The organism is Nitrospira sp. CR1.1 (assembly GCA_014055465.1).
Classification (GTDB): domain Bacteria; phylum Nitrospirota; class Nitrospiria; order Nitrospirales; family Nitrospiraceae; genus Nitrospira_A.
Genome location: WIAF01000006.1, coordinates 228,734 through 248,074, shown reverse-complemented (window position 1 = coordinate 248,074; position 19,341 = coordinate 228,734). Strand labels below are relative to the sequence as shown.

At 54.9% G+C, this 19,341-nt stretch carries 9 protein-coding genes, 3 tRNA genes and 1 pseudogene; 6 read left to right on the top strand and 7 right to left on the bottom strand.

What is annotated here, in order from left to right:
* The first annotated feature begins 298 nt into the window (after window positions 1-298).
* The 3 genes from GDA65_12870 (at window position 299) to GDA65_12860 (ending at window position 7,016) form a co-directional block, all read left to right on the top strand.
* Window positions 299-1,996: a BamA/TamA family outer membrane protein gene (locus tag GDA65_12870; protein MBA5863582.1), complete on the top strand. Its 1,698-nt coding sequence runs from the start codon at window positions 299-301 to the stop codon at window positions 1,994-1,996.
* A gap of 79 nt (window positions 1,997-2,075) precedes the next feature.
* On the top strand, window positions 2,076-4,502 hold the full coding sequence (locus tag GDA65_12865) for a filamentous hemagglutinin N-terminal domain-containing protein (protein MBA5863581.1): 2,427 nt from the start codon (window positions 2,076-2,078) through the stop codon (window positions 4,500-4,502).
* Between the two features lie 48 nt (window positions 4,503-4,550).
* Window positions 4,551-7,016: a CHAT domain-containing protein gene (locus tag GDA65_12860; GenBank protein ID MBA5863580.1), complete on the top strand. Its 2,466-nt coding sequence runs from the start codon at window positions 4,551-4,553 to the stop codon at window positions 7,014-7,016.
* 522 nt (window positions 7,017-7,538) lie between these two features.
* On the opposite strand, the gene GDA65_12855 is transcribed toward GDA65_12860, so the two are convergent.
* From GDA65_12855 to GDA65_12835, 5 genes are all read right to left on the bottom strand, one after another.
* Window positions 7,539-9,365, bottom strand: coding sequence for a tetratricopeptide repeat protein (locus tag GDA65_12855; protein ID MBA5863579.1), 1,827 nt, complete (start codon window positions 9,363-9,365; stop codon window positions 7,539-7,541).
* A 31-nt stretch (window positions 9,366-9,396) separates the two neighbouring features.
* The gene (locus GDA65_12850) at window positions 9,397-10,122 is read right to left on the bottom strand and encodes a glycosyltransferase (GenBank protein MBA5863578.1); all 726 of its coding nucleotides are present in this window, start codon (window positions 10,120-10,122) and stop codon (window positions 9,397-9,399) included.
* A gap of 372 nt (window positions 10,123-10,494) precedes the next feature.
* Entirely contained in the window at window positions 10,495-11,265 is a 771-nt protein-coding gene (locus GDA65_12845) for an IS5 family transposase (protein ID MBA5863577.1), read from the bottom strand.
* A gap of 178 nt (window positions 11,266-11,443) precedes the next feature.
* Window positions 11,444-11,519, bottom strand: a tRNA-Phe gene (locus GDA65_12840).
* A 72-nt stretch (window positions 11,520-11,591) separates the two neighbouring features.
* Window positions 11,592-11,682 (bottom strand) — tRNA-Ser (locus tag GDA65_12835).
* A 1,293-nt stretch (window positions 11,683-12,975) separates the two neighbouring features.
* Here GDA65_12835 and GDA65_12830 point away from each other — a divergent pair.
* From GDA65_12830 to GDA65_12820, 3 genes and pseudogenes are all read left to right on the top strand, one after another.
* Window positions 12,976-13,068, top strand: a pseudogene (locus GDA65_12830) (transposase).
* Window positions 13,069-14,025: 957 nt separating this feature from the next.
* The gene (locus GDA65_12825; GenBank protein ID MBA5863576.1) at window positions 14,026-14,238 is read left to right on the top strand and encodes a hypothetical protein; all 213 of its coding nucleotides are present in this window, start codon (window positions 14,026-14,028) and stop codon (window positions 14,236-14,238) included.
* A 384-nt stretch (window positions 14,239-14,622) separates the two neighbouring features.
* On the top strand, window positions 14,623-17,418 hold the full coding sequence (locus GDA65_12820; GenBank protein ID MBA5863575.1) for a response regulator: 2,796 nt from the start codon (window positions 14,623-14,625) through the stop codon (window positions 17,416-17,418).
* A gap of 515 nt (window positions 17,419-17,933) precedes the next feature.
* Here the strand turns inward: GDA65_12820 and GDA65_12815 are convergent.
* Together GDA65_12815 and serS are read right to left on the bottom strand one after the other, a co-directional pair.
* A tRNA-Ser gene (locus GDA65_12815) sits at window positions 17,934-18,023 on the bottom strand.
* 22 nt (window positions 18,024-18,045) lie between these two features.
* Entirely contained in the window at window positions 18,046-19,335 is a 1,290-nt protein-coding gene (gene serS / locus GDA65_12810) for a serine--tRNA ligase (protein ID MBA5863574.1), read from the bottom strand.
* Window positions 19,336-19,341: the final 6 nt, after the last annotated feature.

Sequence of the window (19,341 nt, the reverse complement as noted above, 5' to 3'; positions counted from 1 at the left end):
TTCATCGTGATGGACTGATCTCAGCGTCACATCGTTTCTCTTCCCGCCACGCCATATCCCGCAACGATAAGTATCAAAAGAGATACGTATACTGTATCCAAAGTGATTCACCGGGGATACTACCGTCAGTGTCACATCCCTGGAGTTTGGCGGATTTTGCGCGCTCCTCGGGGAGTAATTGGGGTGTAAGTAATGCAACCATTTGCACGCGATTCGACGGCATGTGTTCTGCAGAGGTGCCAGTTCCATTGAGAATCGAGTAGAGAAAGCTATGAAGCTGGCATACCGGCAGAAACGGATGAGGCCTATCCCGATCGCATGGGGCGTAGGAATCTTGCTCGGGTTCCACGTTCTGTTGTGTGCGATGCCTCTGCATGCGCAGGTCGGGGTGCCACTGCCGCCGAAACCTCCACAGTTACCGATTGAGCCTCCGCCAGCTCAGCCCCCTGTGCTTGAAGTGCCGCCACCGGCGCCACCCGTTGCCGGTGAGCCGATTACTGGCCCCAAGATCTTTGTCAAGGAAGTACGCTTGATTGGGAACACGGCATTCACCTCGCAACAACTGAGTGAGGTCACGGGGCCCTATACCAATCGCGACGTCACGGCGGAGGAACTCGAAAGTCTACGGTTGGCCCTCACGTACTACTATGTCAATCGCGGATATGTGACCTCCGGCGCCCTTATCCCTGAGCAAACAGTGACGGATGGCATTCTGACCGTGCAGGTTGTCGAAGGGAAACTGGCAGAGATCAAGGTGGAAGATGCGCGCTGGTTTCGCCCGTCGTATTTTCAAAGTCGAATCGATGCGGCAGCCGGCCCCCCGCTCAATGTCGGAACGTTGCAGGAGCGGTTACAGTTATTGCAAGGTGATCCCCGCATTCAACGCATCAATGCGGAGTTGCGTCCCGGTCTCTCGCGGGGCGAAAGCGCATTGAATGTTCGGGTGGCGGAGGCTAATCCCCTGAAAGCCTGGCTGGAATTCAATAACTTTCAATCGCCCACGGTCGGGGCCGAGCAGGGGTTTATCACCCTCGCGCACCAAAATCTTTTCGGATTCGGCGACCAGTTGAGTCTGCAGTACGGAAGATCGGCCGGAGTCGACCCCATTCTCAATTTCAGTTATGCGATTCCTGTGAATCGGTATGACACGACAGTCGCCCTTCAATATCGACGGTTTGATTTTACCGTCAAGGAAGACCCGTTTGAAGAGCTGGATATTCGGAACAAGGCGGAGATTTTTGGCATCTCCCTGCGCCATCCGGTCTATCGCAAAGTCGATCAGGAATTTGCCCTCACCTTGACCGGTGAACATGAGCGAAACAAGAGTTTCCTGTTGGGACAACCCTTTGAATTCATTGCCGGGTCTCCCGATGGGAAGTTTCGTGTGATGGCGTTGCGGTTTGGTCAGGAGTACACGCGCCGGTCGGTTGATCAGGTGATTTCCGCTTCATCGCGATTTTCAGTCGGCATCGGCGCCATGGGCGCCACAGCGAATGCAGATCCGAATCTACCCGATGCCCGGTTCTTTTCCTGGCTCGGGCAGGCCCAGTTGATCCGGCAATTACCCTTCTGGCGGACACAGTTGGTGGGTCGCGGTCTCGTTCAATTGTCAAATGACCATCTGTTTCCGCTCGAACAGGTGGCGGTTGGAGGCCGGTACAGTGTCCGCGGCTATCGGGAGTACACCTTGATCCGCGATAACGCGGCGATCGGGTCGATCGAACTCCGAGTCCCGGTCTATACAACGAAGGCCGGCGTGGATACGGTCTTTCTCGCACCGTTTTTCGATATCGGCCATGGGTGGGAAACGAATGTGTCCACTCCCACGAGTCCTCCAAAGACGCTCTCCAGTGCCGGCATCGGCGCCATCTGGAACTTCTGGCGGGGCAGCCGATTTGAAATCTACTGGGGTAAACAACTTAGAAAATTTGATACAGGCCGCGATAATTTGCAAGATCATGGCGTGCATCTGCAGCTGGTGGTTGAGGCGTTTTGATCATGGGAAGTCTGCTCATCGGTCAGGTGTAACTGCTTTGCCGATGCGAGCCCAAGGAAGTGGTTAAGGAGGATCGGCCATGCTAGTTCTTTACAGATCCTATAGTGTCAGTTGGCTGGTCGGCCTAGTGCTTGTGGCTTCTCTCTCGCCATACGTCCAGGCCCAAACTACTACAGCCATTTCAGCCAATGGACTTGGAACTAAGGTAGCAGAGCTTTCGGGAAACCGGATTGATATTGGAGGGGGTACGCGAAGTGGACAAAATCTGTTTCATAGCTTCAGCCAATTTAATCTCGCAGCGAAGGACACGGCAAATTTTGTCAGACCTGAAGGAGCGAGTAATGTAATCAGCCGCGTCACAGGATCTCAGTCATTCATAGACGGAACTTTGCAGGCAACCGGCTGGACGAATTTTTATTTCGTCAATCCAAATGGAATCGTGTTTGCACCTACGGCTAAACTGAATATCGGCGGATCTGCGTATTTCAGCACGGCCCACTATTTGGTCTTTAGTGATGCAGGGGTATTTAATACGCGATCTGTCAGCGGTGGAGAAATACTCTCAAGTTTTCCAGTCTCGTCATTCGGTTTTCTGCAAGGCGCTCATCAAGCTCCCCTCACTATTTCTGGAAGCCAGTTAAAGGTTGGATCAGGGCAAACGCTCTCAGTTATTGGTGGCCCCATTACGATAGACGAAGCGCAGCTAATCGCACCAAACGGTACCGTGCAAGTAGCTAGTGTGGGTGGGGTTGACAGCGACACAATCGTATTTTCAAGGCGCGAAGTAGGATCTGGAGACTCTAAAGATATAGTTCGTGATTTTTTGGGCTATGGCGGTGAAGTTAATGTCAAGTCTCTTGGGCTGACCGAGCTCAGGGAGGGGAGTATCACCATGAACCCCGGGAACTCTTTCGCCGCGCTCGATGCAGGTCCCAATGGCACGGTACAAACCATCCCGGCGCCTGCAAGTATTCAAACGCCATCAGGCTCGCAGAAAATTGTCCAATCCAGCCTCGTTAAGGTTGTAACAGAACCAGTCCTCAGTACGATATCACCGAATCTGACGATTGAAGAGGGCCAAACCACCACGGTAACCATCTCTTTAAATAAACCAGCCGAAATAACTGAAACAGTGACGCTCAGTAATTCAAATGCTGGCGCGGCAACCACTGCACCGTCTGGCCCAACCATTACCTTTAATCCCGGAGAACAAACAAAAACGATCCAGGTGACCGGTGTTAAAGAAGGTTCTACACAAATCACGGCGACACTCCGCAATCTCGCGAGGAGTGCGGCGATAGCTGTCATACCCCGCTTGGCATTCTCCGGAACGCTTACCTCGACAGTCGAGCTCGGGCTCAACGGGACTCTCACGATTACTCTAAATCGAACGTCTTCAACCCCTACTGACGTGACTTTGAGCAGTCTCACTCCGGGGGTAGCTACTCTGAATAGGTCAAGAGTCACTATCCCTGCTGGGGAGACATCGTCGGCCCCGATTGAAGTGACAAGCGTTAACGTGGGCTTAGCTACCATTCGGGCATCGCTCAACGGAGTCACTGTGGACAGGTCTATGCAGGTTACACCCATGTCGCTTGGCTCGTTGAGCGGCGTTTCTATTTTGGAAGGACAGTCCGGAACAGTCATCGTGACTCTTCCCCGGAATGCGCCGTCTACGGTGCGAGTTACATTGGCGACCTCCGATTCAACCATTGCCACGGTGGAGCGCGCGTTCGTAGATATTCCCGCCAACACAAACAGTGCCTCGTTCACAGTTCGCGGTGTGGCGGAAGGTTCTGTGCAAGTACGCGCCCAGTCCGGTAATTCGACTCAAACAGCCGCTGTGGTGGTCAATGCGTTGCCTCCGCCTCCGCTCACCGCACTTGCGCCGAATCTCTCACTCAAAACCGGAAGCTCTGGTTCAATCTCAGTTGTTTTGAAGGAGTCGTTCAAACGGGATCTGACAGTCCTGCTTAGAAGCTCTGATCCTTCGATCGCGAGCGTCAACGACTTGGTCACAATCCCGGCGAATAGTACGACCAGTAGTCCGATCGTGGTGACCGCCAACCGTGTTGGAAGCACAACTATCGTGGCGTCGTTACTTAATTCAAGTGTGCAGGCCCTTGTTGATGTCACGTCACCTGGCGTGGTCCTTCCACCTGGTGCGAATGGAACTATCGGTCTTTCGTCCGCCGTCCAGTATCCGAGGGCTGTGGCTGCTCCCCAGGGGTCCGTTGCCGTCCCGCGATTGCTGGCCGACAAATGCGCGGCAGTGAAAGATGGCCAGTTCAGCAGCTTTGCGCAGCTGAATCGGGATAGTGCTCCCTCGCAGCCCGGGCGCTACTTGTCGGCTCCGACGTTGTTGGAGGGTGATCCGATAACGGGCGCACGCGACACTGTGCCGGAGATCAGTATCATGGTCGGTCCGCCGAAGGTGTTGACCGTGCGTCCCGATGTGATGAGCTTCATCGCGCTTGCACAGGATTGTCGGCTTGAGGTCAAGTGAGCAGCATTCGATGACCTTGAAGGGACCGTCTCCAGCTAGGAGGACGTCATGCGATTTGCACGACTGTTATATTTGACATTCGGCCTGTGTTTGACCATCTCAGGCCAAACTCTCGCCGTCGAACTTTCTGGCAGCGCGGCTCCCACGTCTCCAGATCAAGAGATGCAGCAGGCAAAGGCTCAATTCCAGCAAGGCGCCTTCGCCCAGGCGGCCGTGCATTGGATGGAGGCCGCCCGGTTGTATGAGCAGCAGCAACAACCACAACAGCAGTGCCAGGCGCTTATTAACCTCGCACATGCATTAGAGCAGAGCGGCCAGATCAAACGGGCGCAAGTCACATTGCAAACAGCGCTGAAGCTTTCTGAACAGACCGGCAACCGAGCCCTCACGGCGACGATCTTAGGGCGTTTGGGCAGCGCCGCGTATGCGCTCGGCAAAGGTGCCCAAGCGGCCGAGCATTTGACCAAAGCCCTTGAACTTGCGCGGGAGGAACACAAACCGGCGCTAGTGGCCGGCCTCTTGAACGACCTGGGGAATGTTCTTGCGTCGCGCAGCGAGTTTGCAGAGGCTCTTGACGTGTTTGCCGAGAGCAAGAATCTTGCGACTCAGACGAATCAATCAGCTCTGGCAGCCACTGCGCAAACGAATGCGGCCATGGCCTTACTGGAAAACCAACAGTTCGCCGAATCGGAGCGGGCGTTGGCCGTGGCATCGGCGGACCTGCAAACTCTTCAAGACAGTTATGCCAAGTCCTATGGGCTGTTGAATGTCGGTCTCGGCTATGATGATCTGCGCTCGGCTGTCGCCACGCCAAAGCTCATGGCCCAGGGAGAGCGTCAGGTCGCCGATAAAAGCCGCGGGCTGAGTGTAGGGGCTGGACAGGGCGCCGGCCTGGCTCCTCCCGCTACGACTAAGCCGAAGGAGAAAGCGTCCGGCAAGATTCAGGCACCCGGTGCGTACAAGCCGGCGGCCGGCAATCTTCTGCGACAGGCCTCCGACTCATTCGTTGCGGCGGCCCAGGTTGCCACACGCCTGGGGGACGCCAGGGCCCAGTCCTATGCCTGGGGATATCTCGGCTCCTTGTTGGAGAAGGAGCGGCGATACGGTGAGGCTCTGGATTTTACCCGCAAGGCCAGCTTTGCCGCGCAAAAAGTCAACGCACCGGAATCACTGTACCGCTGGCAGTGGCAGACCGCTCGCCTGCTCAAGGCCAGCGGCAAAGACGACGAGGCGATGAGCGCGTATCAGCGGGCGGTCTCTGTATTAAAGCCGATTCGTTATGAGTATTCGGTCGGGTATCAGGGGCGCCATTATTCTTTCCGTGATTCGGTCGCTCCACTCTTTACCGAAGTGGAAGACACCCTGCTACGTCGTGCAGCCGCAGCCGGTTCTCCGGAGCAGAGCCAACAATGGCTGGTGCAGGTTCGAGACACGGTGGAGGCTTCTCGTGCAGCTGAACTCCAGGACTATTTTCGCGACGACTGCGTCGCGACGGCCCATGCCAGGGGAGGCGGGGGACTGCTGCCTGCCAACACCGCGGTGGTATACCCCATTATGTTGCAGGACCGGCTCGAACTGCTGGTAAACACCACCGGTGGCCTCAGGCGTTACGGCGTCCCGGTGAATGCTGACACGTTGACTCAAGAGGTCAGAACTTTTCGACGGCTCGTGCAGGATCGGCGGTCCCAGAACTACCTCTCATCAGCTCAGGTTCTCTACAGCTGGCTCATGGCTCCGCTGCAGCAGGATTTCCTGGCCATGGGCATTACGACGGTGGTGATGGTGCCGGATGGGCCGCTGCGTACGATTCCCATGGCGGCGCTCCACGACGGTCGCCAATTCGTAGTCGATAAATATGCGGTTGCGGTGACTCCGAGCATGGATTTGACCGATCCACGCCCATTGGATCGAGGAAAAATTAACCTGCTTTCCATGGGCTTGACCGAATCCGTGCAGGGTTTTCCAGCGCTGCCCAATGTTGGCACGGAGGTCCAAGCGATCAAAGCCATCTACGGAGGGCAACTGTTGATGGACAACCAGTTCCTTGTGCCGTCGATGGAACGCGAAATGAAAGAGCAGGGAATCGGGATCGTTCATATTGCTTCCCACGGGGTTGTGGAGAGTGATGTCAATAACTCATTTTTGCTGGCCTACGATGACAAGATTACGATGGACCGCCTCTCGCAGCTGGTGGGGTTACTCCAGTACAGGCAAGCCCCTCTCGAATTGCTGACCCTCAGCGCATGCGAGACTGCCGTGGGGGATGATCGGGCCGCATTGGGGTTAGCCGGCGTGGCAGTAAAGGCGGGGGCACGGAGCGCGCTGGCGAGCCTTTGGTTCATCGATGATCAGGCCACATCGGACCTTGTGACAGAATTCTATCGACGGCTTCAGGATCCTGCGGTGACCAAGGCCGTGGCATTGCAGCGGGCGCAACAAAAAATTCTCGCGCAGCCTGGCCATGAGCATCCGAGTTTCTGGGCGCCGTTTCTCCTGATCAATAATTGGATGTGACTCAAGGCGATGGTAGAGATCAACGGTCGATAAGCAGTCTTGTTGTCGCGGCTGTGTGCTCCCCACACAGTAGCCAGAAAAGCTAAGGCGTGCGCCAGTTGGCGAGGGTCGGTATGGAGAAAAGCCTGAGTTAGTGGGGGTTGGATGGCCGGAAATGGGAGTTTAGAGCCTTGTTCCCGTCATGTTTTGTAGCCTTCCTCGAAGTGGGGTCAATCGTTCCTGTCGCTTCTGAGTGCCTGTAATGGTGACGCCCTGAATCAGGGCGTCTCACGTCAGTAACGCAAGAAAGCTGATAGCCAAGGCGGTTCCGGGGCTCTCTCCAGTCAAGGGGCCAGAAAATGCTTGTTCCTCACGTATTGGAAGACGGCGGGGTAACCCATTCCTCGGTTAACCCGCCTGCTCGGGATCCACCAAGTGAGTGACCTGTATGTCTGCCAAACGCCAGGAGTGGATGGCGATGGAATCCGGCGGCTCTGGCAGGTGTAGGATCAGAACCGCAAGTTGATTTTACACATGACACATCTAAAGTTTGGATTGCCGGACACCATACAGTGACCTCATGGCCTCAAGTACTCGCGATTCACTGATCGCTCTTTCTTTATCGACTCCCTCCAAAACCGCTACACGTTTTTGTCTCACCTGAAGTTTGCCGTAGTTGATCTCAAGGGAGCGGTCATATTCCAACAGCGCTTCGATTGCCCTCCCTTGCCTGTGCCATATGTCGCCTAATAATTCGTGCTTGGTCGCTGCAGCGTATGAATCATCGGAGATCTTGGATAAATACCGCAGTGCCGTATCTGTGGTCTGGTGGAGCAAGGCGTGACGGGCGAGTGAGAGATTCGCAAATGCTGAAAATGTACCGTCCATTGAAGATGATCGCTCCCAATACGCTAATGCGTCCTTGTCCTTGCCTGCTTGTGAGAGTACCCAGGCGTGAATATTGAGATAGGCTGTCCGATCATTTGCGCCGGGAATCGGGATAAATTCAGTTGCCCCGAGAAGGCCGACAAGAAGTACGCAAGCGGCACTCCTGCCAAGATGTCGTTTGCGAAAACAGTATGCGAGGTGCTCAAGGCAAATGAAGACGAAGGGTAGCAGTATGACGGCGAACGGGAGCCGGTACCTGCCGTTGATGTGAAATGGCAGTAGCGCGAGGGCATAGCCTACAAGGAGGAGAGCAACGCCGAGTTTCGCCCGTGAAGATGTGGAGTTTAGGATCAAGCCCGCCACTCCCAACGGCATGATGATACCGAAGCTCGGAAACGGAAATGCGAAGAACTTTGCGAATTGGCTTAGGAACCCGATGTCATAGTGATCACCGGCCTCCGCGGGATTGAGGAGTGCAAGCAGTTTATAGGTTTGTTTTGCCGCAAACGTAGCAGGGTTTGCGAGTGCCGAATCAATCGCTTGGTGAATCCAATAGCGTTCGGATTCTCCAGGCGAAACGAGATGCCCTAACCGCCGGCTCGCTTCAATTCGGAAGTGAATCTCAAGTTCGTCGGCATTGGATGAAGCCCAAGACACAGGGCGATAAAATGGATTCATGGTGTCGAGTTGGTTGCCAAGGTAGAAATTGAAGCCTCCTTGATGTGTAGTGAGAACCGGCTCTCCAGCGATAACATAATTGCGAACCATAAAAGGGGTGAGGGCTAGGAGCAGCCCGAGCATGAACGTGCCGCCCTGTGAGGCAACGCGTTTGAGTGGCTCGCGGCTTCGAGGGAGGTTAGTCCAGAGTAGTAACGACAAGATAATGGCGGAGAACACAATGGTGTTTTCACGTGTAGCGTTCAGTAATCCGGTTGCTAGTCCCAACAGCAGGAAGCCCCACGAACCATTTCTCGTCAGTGCTCTCGCCAGCAAGAGGGCAGTGAGGGAGAACAGAAATACTTCCAAGGCAGTTTTGAGTGGGACAATGCTGTAAAGAATGAAGGGTTGGTAGAGTGCTGCTAGAAAGGCAGAACAGAGGCCAGCCTGGCGGTTGGCCATTTCTTTGCCCAACAAGTAGAGAACCCCGCACGTGACAGTTCCCAGGCCAATGTTGAGCAACCGAAAGTACACTGGGTCCGGGTGGAAGACCATGTACAGGATTCCGACGACGTAGGCAGGCAGTGGAGACGTTTTGTAGGCCCAGGTCGATGTGTATGTCCCCGCAGCAAGCTCCGCCGCCCATGCATGGTAGATTTGTTCATCGATGATGAGGGTCTCGAAATATTCTGTTTGGGACATGGAATAGAGGGCCAGGCTCCGCACAGTCAGCGCCAAGAGCATGGATCCGCCAACAAGAGTCAACCAGGGAACGCCTGCCTCTGCTCCCTTCCAAGGTCGACCAGTTATTGGCGGTAATCCCATTGAATCAGCCGAAGGCTATGTTGAAACCTGATTAATCGAGAAAACGAAGCTTGAATAGAACCCAGCTCGCCTTGAGGCCATCTATCGCTCGAATTTTCTTCCCATCCAAAAAGCGCCTCGGTGTATAGCGAATGGGTATTTCGTGAATGGGAATTCTCCGCTTCGCCACTTGGGCCGTCACTTCCGCTTCGAACTCGAACCCTGCAGTGTTCAATTGAATGGATTTTAAGACGTCGGTTCTGAACAGTTTCTGGCAAGTCCACAAGTCCGTCAGTGCTAGACCATATAGCGTATTGGCTAGATAGGTAAGTAGAGCTGCTCCCATCCAATACCAAATATAAGAGATCCTGTTTGTTTTGTTGAGGTTTCGAGAGCCATAGACTACACAATCGCGCTCCTGCGCAGCCCTCAGAAGGCTCAATAGATCAGCAGGGGCATATTCTAGATCTGCATCCTGGATAGACACAAATTTACCGCGGACATGGCCGATGGCCGTACGGATTGCCATCCCTTTACCATGATTCTTATGATGCTCAAGAACGTGGACACTCTTGTGAGCGACTGTCTTTAAGTACTCATGTGTTCCATCTATTGAGCCGTCATTGACAATTAAAACTTCCTTGTCCACTGGGAGCGACAAGACTCTCTCCAATACCAGCGGTAACGTAGAGATCTCATTGAAGGTAGGAATGATGACAGAAAGAAGAGGGGAAGTCACAGGCACAACTGATTCGCTCTTTCCTAGAGAGGCATCCATTTTTAGCGGGTCAGCGAAACCGGCAGGTGGGTAGGGACGAATCGAGGTCGGCCAATGATGTGAGCCGGCAGTTGGATGCGTTCACCCTGTAGAGCAGCCTACCAGGTTGGGGAGGTTGGAGATAATAGAAAATGATGGCCTCGCAGATTTACGTGTGCAATTTGGATCTGGAGATGTTCTTTCACTTTGTCTCAATGAGCTTTGCGTGTGGGGGGATTGCGCGGAGCGCCGAGTCTGACTGGTAGTGAGCAACCTGGAACCGCTCCCTGCTCGTGTCTTCGGTAACTTCAATGTCACCCGAACGGCGTTTTCTCGCTCAGCATGCAGTATATCGATGGGGGATTAGCCCTGTAACGAACCCTAGAACCTATCTCAAAATTGTTTCAGGAGCATGGTGATGCAGGCGAGCTGCACAAAGCCGAGGAAATTGGTGGCGTAGTATTCCCAGCGTATCAGGAGCCGTCGTTTCCACTGGAGCCAGGCAAAGAACCGTTCGACAAGCCAACGGCGTTCGTACCGACGTAAGTGGCGGCCATCTTGGGTCTTGAGTTTGCGCGTGGAGCGATGGGGCGCAATCATGTTGACGCCGTTCTGTTTCAAGTCGTCATCGAGGCCGTCACTGTCATAGGCACGATCCCCAATGAGATGTTCGGGCTTGGCTTCGAGCATGTAGAAGTCGAAACTGAGTTGGACCAAGGTGACTTCATGATGATTCGCCGCATGGGTGCTCACAGAAAGCGGCAAGCCATGCCGATCCACAATCGCCAGGATTTTCACGCCTTTGCCGCGTTTGGTGAGCCCGACCGCCTCGCCGCCGCCCTTGGCCGCAGCGAAGGTGGCATCGATGAAGCTCTCGCGTTCATCGATGGTTCCTTCGTCGCGCAGCGTGTTGGCCAACTGGGTCAGCACCTCGCGCAGAACCTCTTGTTGGCACCACTGTTGGAATCGACGATGAACCGTTTTGTAGTTGGGGTAGCACTGTGGCAACAGGTGCCACTGGGCTCCCGTATTCAGAATCCAGAGTACCGCTTCCAGAACAGCCCGCGTCGGGATTGGTTTGCGCCCCGGCCGACTGTCCGAAATGTGCTCTTCGGGAAAATGTTCGCGTATCCGATCCCAGTGGTCATCGCGCAACCGCAGCATGATGGCACTTATAAGGATGGAACTTCGTGCCGTCAACTATTTTGAGATAGGTTCTAGTCTGCTCTTGACCGTCCTCCAATTATCTAGCTTAACCTTTGCCGGTTTAGTCTTGAGAACCGACTGCGCGAAACACTAAGGACTGCGTTGCTGAGGGACCTGAAAGAATTTGAAGGAAATATGGTGCCGAGGGACAGAATCGAACTGTCGACACCAGCCTTTTCAGGGCTGTGCTCTACCAACTGAGCTACCTCGGCATTCCGGAAGAATTTGAGAGGGGTTTCTGTCTACAGTATCACCGTCCAAAAATCAACTCTTCATCGTGGGTGTGGCGGAGAGGGCGGGATTTGAACCCGCGACAGGCTTTTGACCTGTGCCGGTTTAGCAAACCGGTGCCTTCGGCCACTCGGCCACCTCTCCGCAAGCCACAGACTGTGTGTGGATCTCTCGCGCCTGGACGCCGTCGACTAGGATCCTGTTCCACTCAAAGAAGGGGGATCATACCCTAGAGCATGGATCGCACTCAAGTGATTCTCGCGAAGGATTTTGCGCTTCTCTCTATGCAGTGAGACGGCGGGGAGGGCATGTCAGCGTTACCGTTTTCCGAATTCCCTGAGGATATCGACGAAGGTGGTATGCCAGTGGGCAAGTAGGCCCAAGTGCCGTTTGTGCCCTGTCGTGTGAATCAGTTTGGTATGCACTGATTTGCTTGGGAAGAGTGTGCGGGTAGGGCTCGTTTGGAATCGTGCGTCGGATATCTCTGGAGGATCCACGTCGGCCGCCCGGATCACCCCGCTCGTCAGGAGCATCCGCAGGGCATGTGACTTCTGATGGGTTCGAGATTTGATCGATCTGTGAGCGTTCGCCATGGATCCTCGTGCTTCGACCGTTATTCGTGGAGAAATTGAAGGGCCCGGTTGCTACATCCAGAGGATGCGGCCAAGATCTTCATCAACTTCTTTGGTTCGTTGACATTGGCTGCAGCGAGCGAGGAGGCCGTCGGTAGATGGAAGCGTGGCAGCACGAAGCACAAGTTGATACTTCTGTCCTCCGCAAAAAGGGCAGGCCTTCCCGTGAAGTTCTCGGCGCACGGAACCGATTCTTCCTACTTGTTTGTGCATACGACCTCCGGTGAATTGAAACGGAATTGCGTCGCGCTTCAGGCCGACGGACTTTTCTGTGGGGGGTGATGCGTGCATGCTCAACAATACCGAGCAAGTAGGAGGGTGAGAATACCGTGGAGGAGGGGATGGCGAGGGAGCAAAAGAGGGGGGATGGAATGGAAATGTTCTGCAGATTATGCGGGGTGGATATGTTTATGAAAAGTATTCTGTATCAATGACTTGAGATGAATTGTTCAGCGTATTATTTTGGTTTGTGAGAGGTTGGAACAGCCTCGGCTGGTGGAGCCTGTCATCGTGGGGCAAGAAGAAGTGATCTGATTGTTGAGGTTTTGGGGGTGAAGGCAGATCCCGCCAGGAGGATGCCGAGACCTCTTCCCGCCCTGGGTGGGCACTACCAAGGCAGAGACCTTCACCCTTTTTCAGTCAACCACGCGGTCGGCTGTTCACGCAAGTGCGTAGTTGTCAGGATGGATAGTCTGTCTGGACGAAGGTCGGCGTGTATTGGACAGACCAGCAGTGTCCTGCTCAATCGCAGTGAATCATGGGATGGGGTTTTATCGCGATCCTGGGAAATTGGGACTATCGGCGCGGGATCCAACTCGACTTCATTCGTCCCGGCAAGCCAGTGGAAAGTGCCTGGATTGAATCATTCAACGGGCGTCTCCGCGACCATTGCCTGAACGTGTTACTCGTTCGCATCGTTGGCTACCGAGTGGGCCATTAAGGAATAGGCGGTGCGACTACACGCATCGTCCTTCCCACGGCTCACTCGGGGACTTGGCTTCGAATGAGTGTCCCGGTCAACGTCAAGGTCAGCACATCGTTGAGGACGTCATCCCCTCTGATGAAGACACCTCACAACCGGCCCAACGGCATCAACCCTGATCAGTTATCAGTCGTCGAAACCTGGGGAATATTGTACCCCTTCGCGTGTGCCTGATCGAGCAAGCTTTTGACCATGTTGGAAGCGTGGTCCATTACCCACTAGATGTCCTGCCTCGGGACAGCCCGCGCATGAGTATTTGGGGCGGCTGGGCGTCACCGTACTTCGAGACGGAGCGTTCCTACAGCGCACTTTATGATTAAGGCAGGCATAAATAACACCGATAAAGTCATTGCGATATCACTTAACTACCCACTCGGTATCGTGGATGTGGAGCAGGAGGTGCTCGGCGAGCGAGTGGCACAGAGGGCTTGCGTGGCGGTACCCAATAAGAACGCACGGATCATCTGGGCCTTGCCAGCGCACGACACCGGCGATCAAAAAAAGGTGAACCCGGTTGATGGCGACATGGTCGGACCCGCTCTTTCTCGCCCTGGAAGAGGAGCCGGTCATCGAAGGCCGCTATTCTGAGAAGGCGCAAGAGCGCACATTCCATCACGGCCTAAACTGCCATCTGCAGTTCGCTTAGAGGCCGGATATATGCCCGCAGTCCGTCCTCGTTCATACAGCTTGAACTCTCTTGGCAGCCGGTTGGGTCCATTGATTATGCTCCCTTTGAAATTGAGCCCGACTTCAAGACGTGGTCCTGGGGGACCAAGGATGGCGAGATGTCAGCAGAAGCTATCAACCTGATTGAATGGTGGACAGCCAAACCCGGGTGACGTTGGTGGTCGGTATCGTGAAAGACGAAACCTCGTGGCTGAAGCGGCTTATCAGCATAGCCTGATCGTGGCCGAGGTGGAGGGCTGGCGAGAGAAGCCTGTGCTGAGCGCGGAGAATGCATTCCGCAGTCGTTCTCGAGATGAAGAAGCCATGAAGGACGAGCAGACAAAGAAGGTGAAACAGAAGATCGGCGATCTGGTTCTGGGCAGCGATATGTTGCGGGAGGCGTTGAAACCCTCCTCTTGAGACTGGAAGACGTCCGACGCGTGAGGGCCTGCGTGTGGGGTGTCTCGGAACGGCGGAGTTGTCACGTGTTGGGACTGAGCCGCGTCCGGCGGCATCGGACAGGCGCGTTAGTAACGCGTGTAGATACCTAAGTTATTGCCATAATTAATTCAGGTTCGGAGTATTCAATCAATCGCGATCTCGATGGCATGGCGGTCAGGTCGTGAAGGAACAGTCCTGCAGTTGAATGTATGCGTTTGCTAGACAGAGTGTCCGGGGGCACCAGACACGTGAAGCCGGTCCATGGTCATTGGGGAATCGCTATTTGGCCCCTATGCTGAACGCGGCAGCAGGCGCACTTCACTTGCTGTGTCTGGTTGAGTGAAAGCTGCGGAAGGACGGACTATGGAAGAGCCACAGGCGACGGGGGGATCTGCAAGTCCCATGGTTGTGAACTCCGGTGCACAGGCGCCCCGGGCTTCGGATAGGATTACCCCTCAGCAAAGCCCCTCTCGTCTTTATGCGTGGCTTCCCCCGCTGGTGCTGATTCTTCTGCTTGTCACCGTCGCAATGAGTGCGTTGGCATTACATTATGTTGAAGCGCGCCTCGTGGCCTCATCCGGTGAAACGGTGGCCCTGGCCGCAACGGATGTGGCCGACAAACTGGACCGCTTTTTGTTCGAACGCTATAGCAATGTCCTAATGGCGGCCAGTCTTATCAGCGCTCGGCCTGGCGATCGGACATACCAGCATGAGTATATACATCGCATGAAGGACTTGTATCCGGAATACCTGTGGCTGGGGATTACGAATGAGCGGGGACAGGTTGTCGTCGCAACCGACCCGACAACCGTTGGCCGTGACTACGGTGCTGAGCCGTGGTTTCAGGCAATGTTGCGTGGGGAATCGATTTATGCCGGCGATGTGGAACCATTCGCCATCATGGGAGGCGTCGACGCAATCGCCTTCACCGCCCCGCTGAAAGGACCCCGGGGAGAATTTCTTGGATCCATGACGACACGTGTCTCCACAACCAGCCTGGAGAATGTGCTGATTCAAAGCCTGGTGGCGTATCAACAGCGTGATGGATTGCAGGGTGGCTTGGCATATGAATTTCTGACGGAGCCAGGCATGGCCTTTATTGAGTCCGAATTACAGTTTAAAGGGAATGTCAATCTCAAGCAGTTAGGCCTGTCCTCTGCTCTCCTGGCGGAGCAGTTCGCCTCCGGATTTGTGGAGGAAGCGCATCCCCATCGTCACGTTCCGATTATCAGTGGGTACAGCAAAACGCACGCTCTCGGTACGTTCGAAGGGATGCGCTGGACGGTCCTCATGCATGTGGATCGGGACGACGTCTTGAGACGAGTCCATTCCATTCTCTGGAATCTGAGTCTCGCGGGGAGTGTCGTGGTGTTTCCCACCTTCGGCATCTTGCTGTGGACGATGAAACGGGTGCAAAAAGAACATCGTTCCGCCCAGCACGAAAGTCGGACTGCCAAAGCAGCAGAAGCATCCCTCCGTGAGAGCCAAGCCAGTGTGAATGCGTATGCGCAAACACTCGAGGAGAAGAATCGCGAATTGGATCAGGCCGTAGTCGAGGCTCAAGCGGCAACTGTAGCAAAATCCGCCTTCCTGGCGACCATGAGTCATGAGATTCGAACGCCAATGAATGGGATCATCGGAATGACAGGCCTGTTGATTGACACGTCCTTGACATCTGAACAGCGCGAGTATGTCGAGATCGTCCGGCGTTCCAGCGAAAGCCTGCTCAATATCATCAACGATATTCTGGATTTTTCGAAGTTTGAGGCCGGTGCGCTCAAGCTTGAGCAGATCGATTTTGATCTTCGGACGACAGTTGAGGAAGCCTTAGACCTGTCCATTGAAGAGGCGCAACGGAAGGGATTGGAATTGGGCTGTCTGTTGCATGCGGACGTGCCGGAATCCTTACGGGGTGATCCTGGCCGATTGCGGCAAATTCTCGTCAATTTGACAGCCAATGCGGTGAAATTTACGTCCTGCGGCGAAGTCATGATCCATGTGACGCGGGTAGCGGAACAAGGCGACCAGGTCCAACTCCAGTTCGCGGTGAAGGATACGGGCATAGGTATTCCGAAAGAAGCTCAAGCCGGGCTATTCCAACCCTTTTCCCAGGCCGATAGTTCCACGACCAGAAAGTTTGGAGGGACCGGGCTCGGCCTCGCCATCTGCAGGCAGTTGGTGGAACAGATGGGTGGCCAAATCGTCCTGGAGAGTGAAGTCGGTCAGGGCACGACATTTCGATTTACCATAGCGTTGACCAAGCAAACCAACCCCGTGCCCATTCCGACTATACCCGGAGGCGTTCTCAAGGGAAAGCGTCTCTGCATCGTGGATGACAACGCCACCAACCGATGTATTCTGGAGCAATATGCCGCACAGTGGGAGATGCCGAGTACCTCTGCGTCTGGCGGACCTCAGGCGCTCGAACTCTTGAGAGCGGCGCATGCCCACGGAACGCCATTTGATGCGGCCATTCTCGACTTGCAGATGCCCGACATGGATGGATTTGAGTTAGGGCGAGTTATAAGCACGGATCCCCTCTTGAGCGACACGCGGCTATTGCTGTTGACATCAGTTGGCATACGCGGGCAGGCCGAGCAGGCTCGAGCCGCGGGAATCGCAGCCTATCTGACCAAGCCCGTGCGTCGTGCTCAATTGCATGATTGCCTGTGTATGATTTTGGGAGAGACGAATACCTCCGCTGCGAGGCGCTCGGAGGAGCCTGCTCGTGTGTTGATCACGCGGCATGTGATAGGGGAAGCGGCTTCCGCCAGGCGTCCGCGCATCTTGGTCGCGGAGGACAACATCTTTAACCAAAAGGTGATTGTTCGAATGTTGGAAAAATTGGGCTACCGCGCCGATGTGGCGGCAAACGGTCTCGAAGCGGTTGAAGCAGTGGCTCGTATTCCTTACGCGGCGGTGTTAATGGATTGGCAAATGCCCGAACTCGATGGACTCCAAGCGACGGAAAAGATTCGGATGAATGAACGTTGTCACGCGAGTCGTCAGACTCCAATCATCGCCCTGACGGCGAATGCCATGCGTGAAGATGCTCAACGTTGTTTGGCTGCGGGTATGAACGACTACCTCAGTAAGCCCGTGAGGAAAGAGGAGCTAGCCGTGGTGATCGAAAAATGGCTGTCTGCTACGTCCAATTAAGCGGCCGCCTCAAAACTCCTTCCACGACTGAATAGGGGCAAACCCGCAATCAGCGCCCGAGCCAATCTCTCTCAAAATCTAGCCGCCGCGCCAACGGCTCGAAATGGGAACATACCACGCTCGCGAAATGAGAGTGGCTGTGTTCGCTTCCCGCCCAGCAAACCAAGACTGACAAGCTGGTGTGATGTCCCTTGCAGGTCTTTCGATACTCCTTCCTCAACTGTAGTTCCTCGTGTGTCAACGAGTTGGAATCCGTGGTAAGACCTTTCACGACCTGAGGCGTACAGGAGTCCTTACCTCATCCGCGCGGGGGGCCTAAGACGGTCGCCATGAAGATCACCGGGCACAAAACGAGCAGCGTGTTCGCCTGAGGCAACGTGACGACTGGCGAAGACCTAAATCAGGCAGCAGAAGGGTTGAATCGAAGGAGAGGATAGCGGAGTTACCGTCACGGTTACAATTATCGGGACAAGCGAGTTGGTTGGATCTATGTGTGTGGATAATTCATTGAAATTTGGCGGAGGGGGCGAGATTTGAACTCGCGGATAGGTTACCCCATCTCCGGTTTTCAAGACCGGCACGTTCGGCCACTCCGTCACCCCTCCACACCAGGCCAGGACACGTTGACTATGAGGATCGTGCGATCGTCTGAATCCCACCCATATACGGTTGTAACACTGCTGGAATAGCCACGGTACCATCCGGCTGCTGGTAATTCTCGAGAATGGCAACCAGGGTTCTGCCGACTGCCAGGCCCGAGCCGTTTAACGTATGAACGAATTCCGGTTTGGAATCTTTTTTCCCAGCCTTAGCACGGCACCGAATGTTCGCTCGCCTGGCTTGAAACGCTTCGAAATTACTGCAGGAGGAGATTTCGCGAAACGTCTGCTGCGATGGCAACCATACCTCAATGTCATAGGTCTTTGCCGCAGAAAATCCCATGTCGCCCGCGGAAAGCGTCACCACGCGATAGTGCAATCCCAGTCCTTGAAGCACGGCTTCGGCATGAGAAGTGAGCCGCTCCAGTTCATCATAGGACTGTTCGGGTTTCGCGAAGACGACGAGCTCCACCTTGTTGAATTGGTGAAGACGAATGAGGCCGCGCGTGTCTTTGCCGTAGGAACCGGCTTCGCGTCTGAAGCAGGGGGTATAGGCCGTATAGCGAATTGGCAAAGTATCTTCCGGCAAGACCTCTTCGCGGTGCAGATTGGTGACCGGCACTTCTGCGGTAGGGATCAAGAACAGCTCCTCGTCTCGCATCTGGAACAGGTCTTCTTCGAACTTCGGCAATTGTCCGGTCCCGGTCATGGCGGCGCGATTCACCATGAGCGGCGGCATCACCTCGCGATAGCCGTGTTGGGTGGTATGCATATCCAGCATATAGTTGATGAGCGCCCGCTCGAGACGGGCGCCTAGCCCGGTCAGGACGGCAAAGCGGGCTTTGGCCATGCGCACCGCGCGGTCAAAATCCAGAATGCCTAACGCTTCGCCAAGATCCCAATGCGATTGCGCCGGCGCAGAGAGTTGCGGCGGCGATCCCCATCGACGAACTTCCACATTATCCGCCTCGTTATGACCAGCCGGCACGGAGGCGTGCGGGAGATTGGGAATGCGGAGCGCGATGTGGGCCAACTGTTCCTCGATCACACGAAGCCGGTCCTCAAAACTCTTGATGGTGTCTCCCACGGCCTTCATGGCCGCCATGGCCTCTTCGGCAGGTTGCTTCTCTCGTTTGAGGCGGGCGACTTCCTCGGAACCCTTTTTGAGCTGGTGCCGAAGTTCTTCAACCTGAATCGTCTGGGTACGACGATCCTCCGTCAATTTCCTCAGATCCTCCCAGGCGACGTCCTTCCCGCGTGCCCCTAACCGGTCACGAAGTTCGTCCAGGCTCTCCCGCAATACTCGAAGATCGTACATATCCTC

Coding starts and splice junctions, on each gene's coding strand:
- GDA65_12870 (MBA5863582.1), top strand. CDS start 299: ATGAGGCCTATCCCGATCGCATGGGGCGTAGGAATCTTGCTCGGGTTC.
- GDA65_12865 (MBA5863581.1), top strand. CDS start 2,076: ATGCTAGTTCTTTACAGATCCTATAGTGTCAGTTGGCTGGTCGGCCTA.
- GDA65_12860 (MBA5863580.1), top strand. CDS start 4,551: ATGCGATTTGCACGACTGTTATATTTGACATTCGGCCTGTGTTTGACC.
- GDA65_12855 (MBA5863579.1), bottom strand. CDS start 9,365: ATGGGATTACCGCCAATAACTGGTCGACCTTGGAAGGGAGCAGAGGCA.
- GDA65_12850 (MBA5863578.1), bottom strand. CDS start 10,122: ATGGATGCCTCTCTAGGAAAGAGCGAATCAGTTGTGCCTGTGACTTCC.
- GDA65_12845 (MBA5863577.1), bottom strand. CDS start 11,265: ATGCTGCGGTTGCGCGATGACCACTGGGATCGGATACGCGAACATTTT.
- GDA65_12820 (MBA5863575.1), top strand. CDS start 14,623: ATGGAAGAGCCACAGGCGACGGGGGGATCTGCAAGTCCCATGGTTGTG.
- serS (MBA5863574.1), bottom strand. CDS start 19,335: ATGTACGATCTTCGAGTATTGCGGGAGAGCCTGGACGAACTTCGTGAC.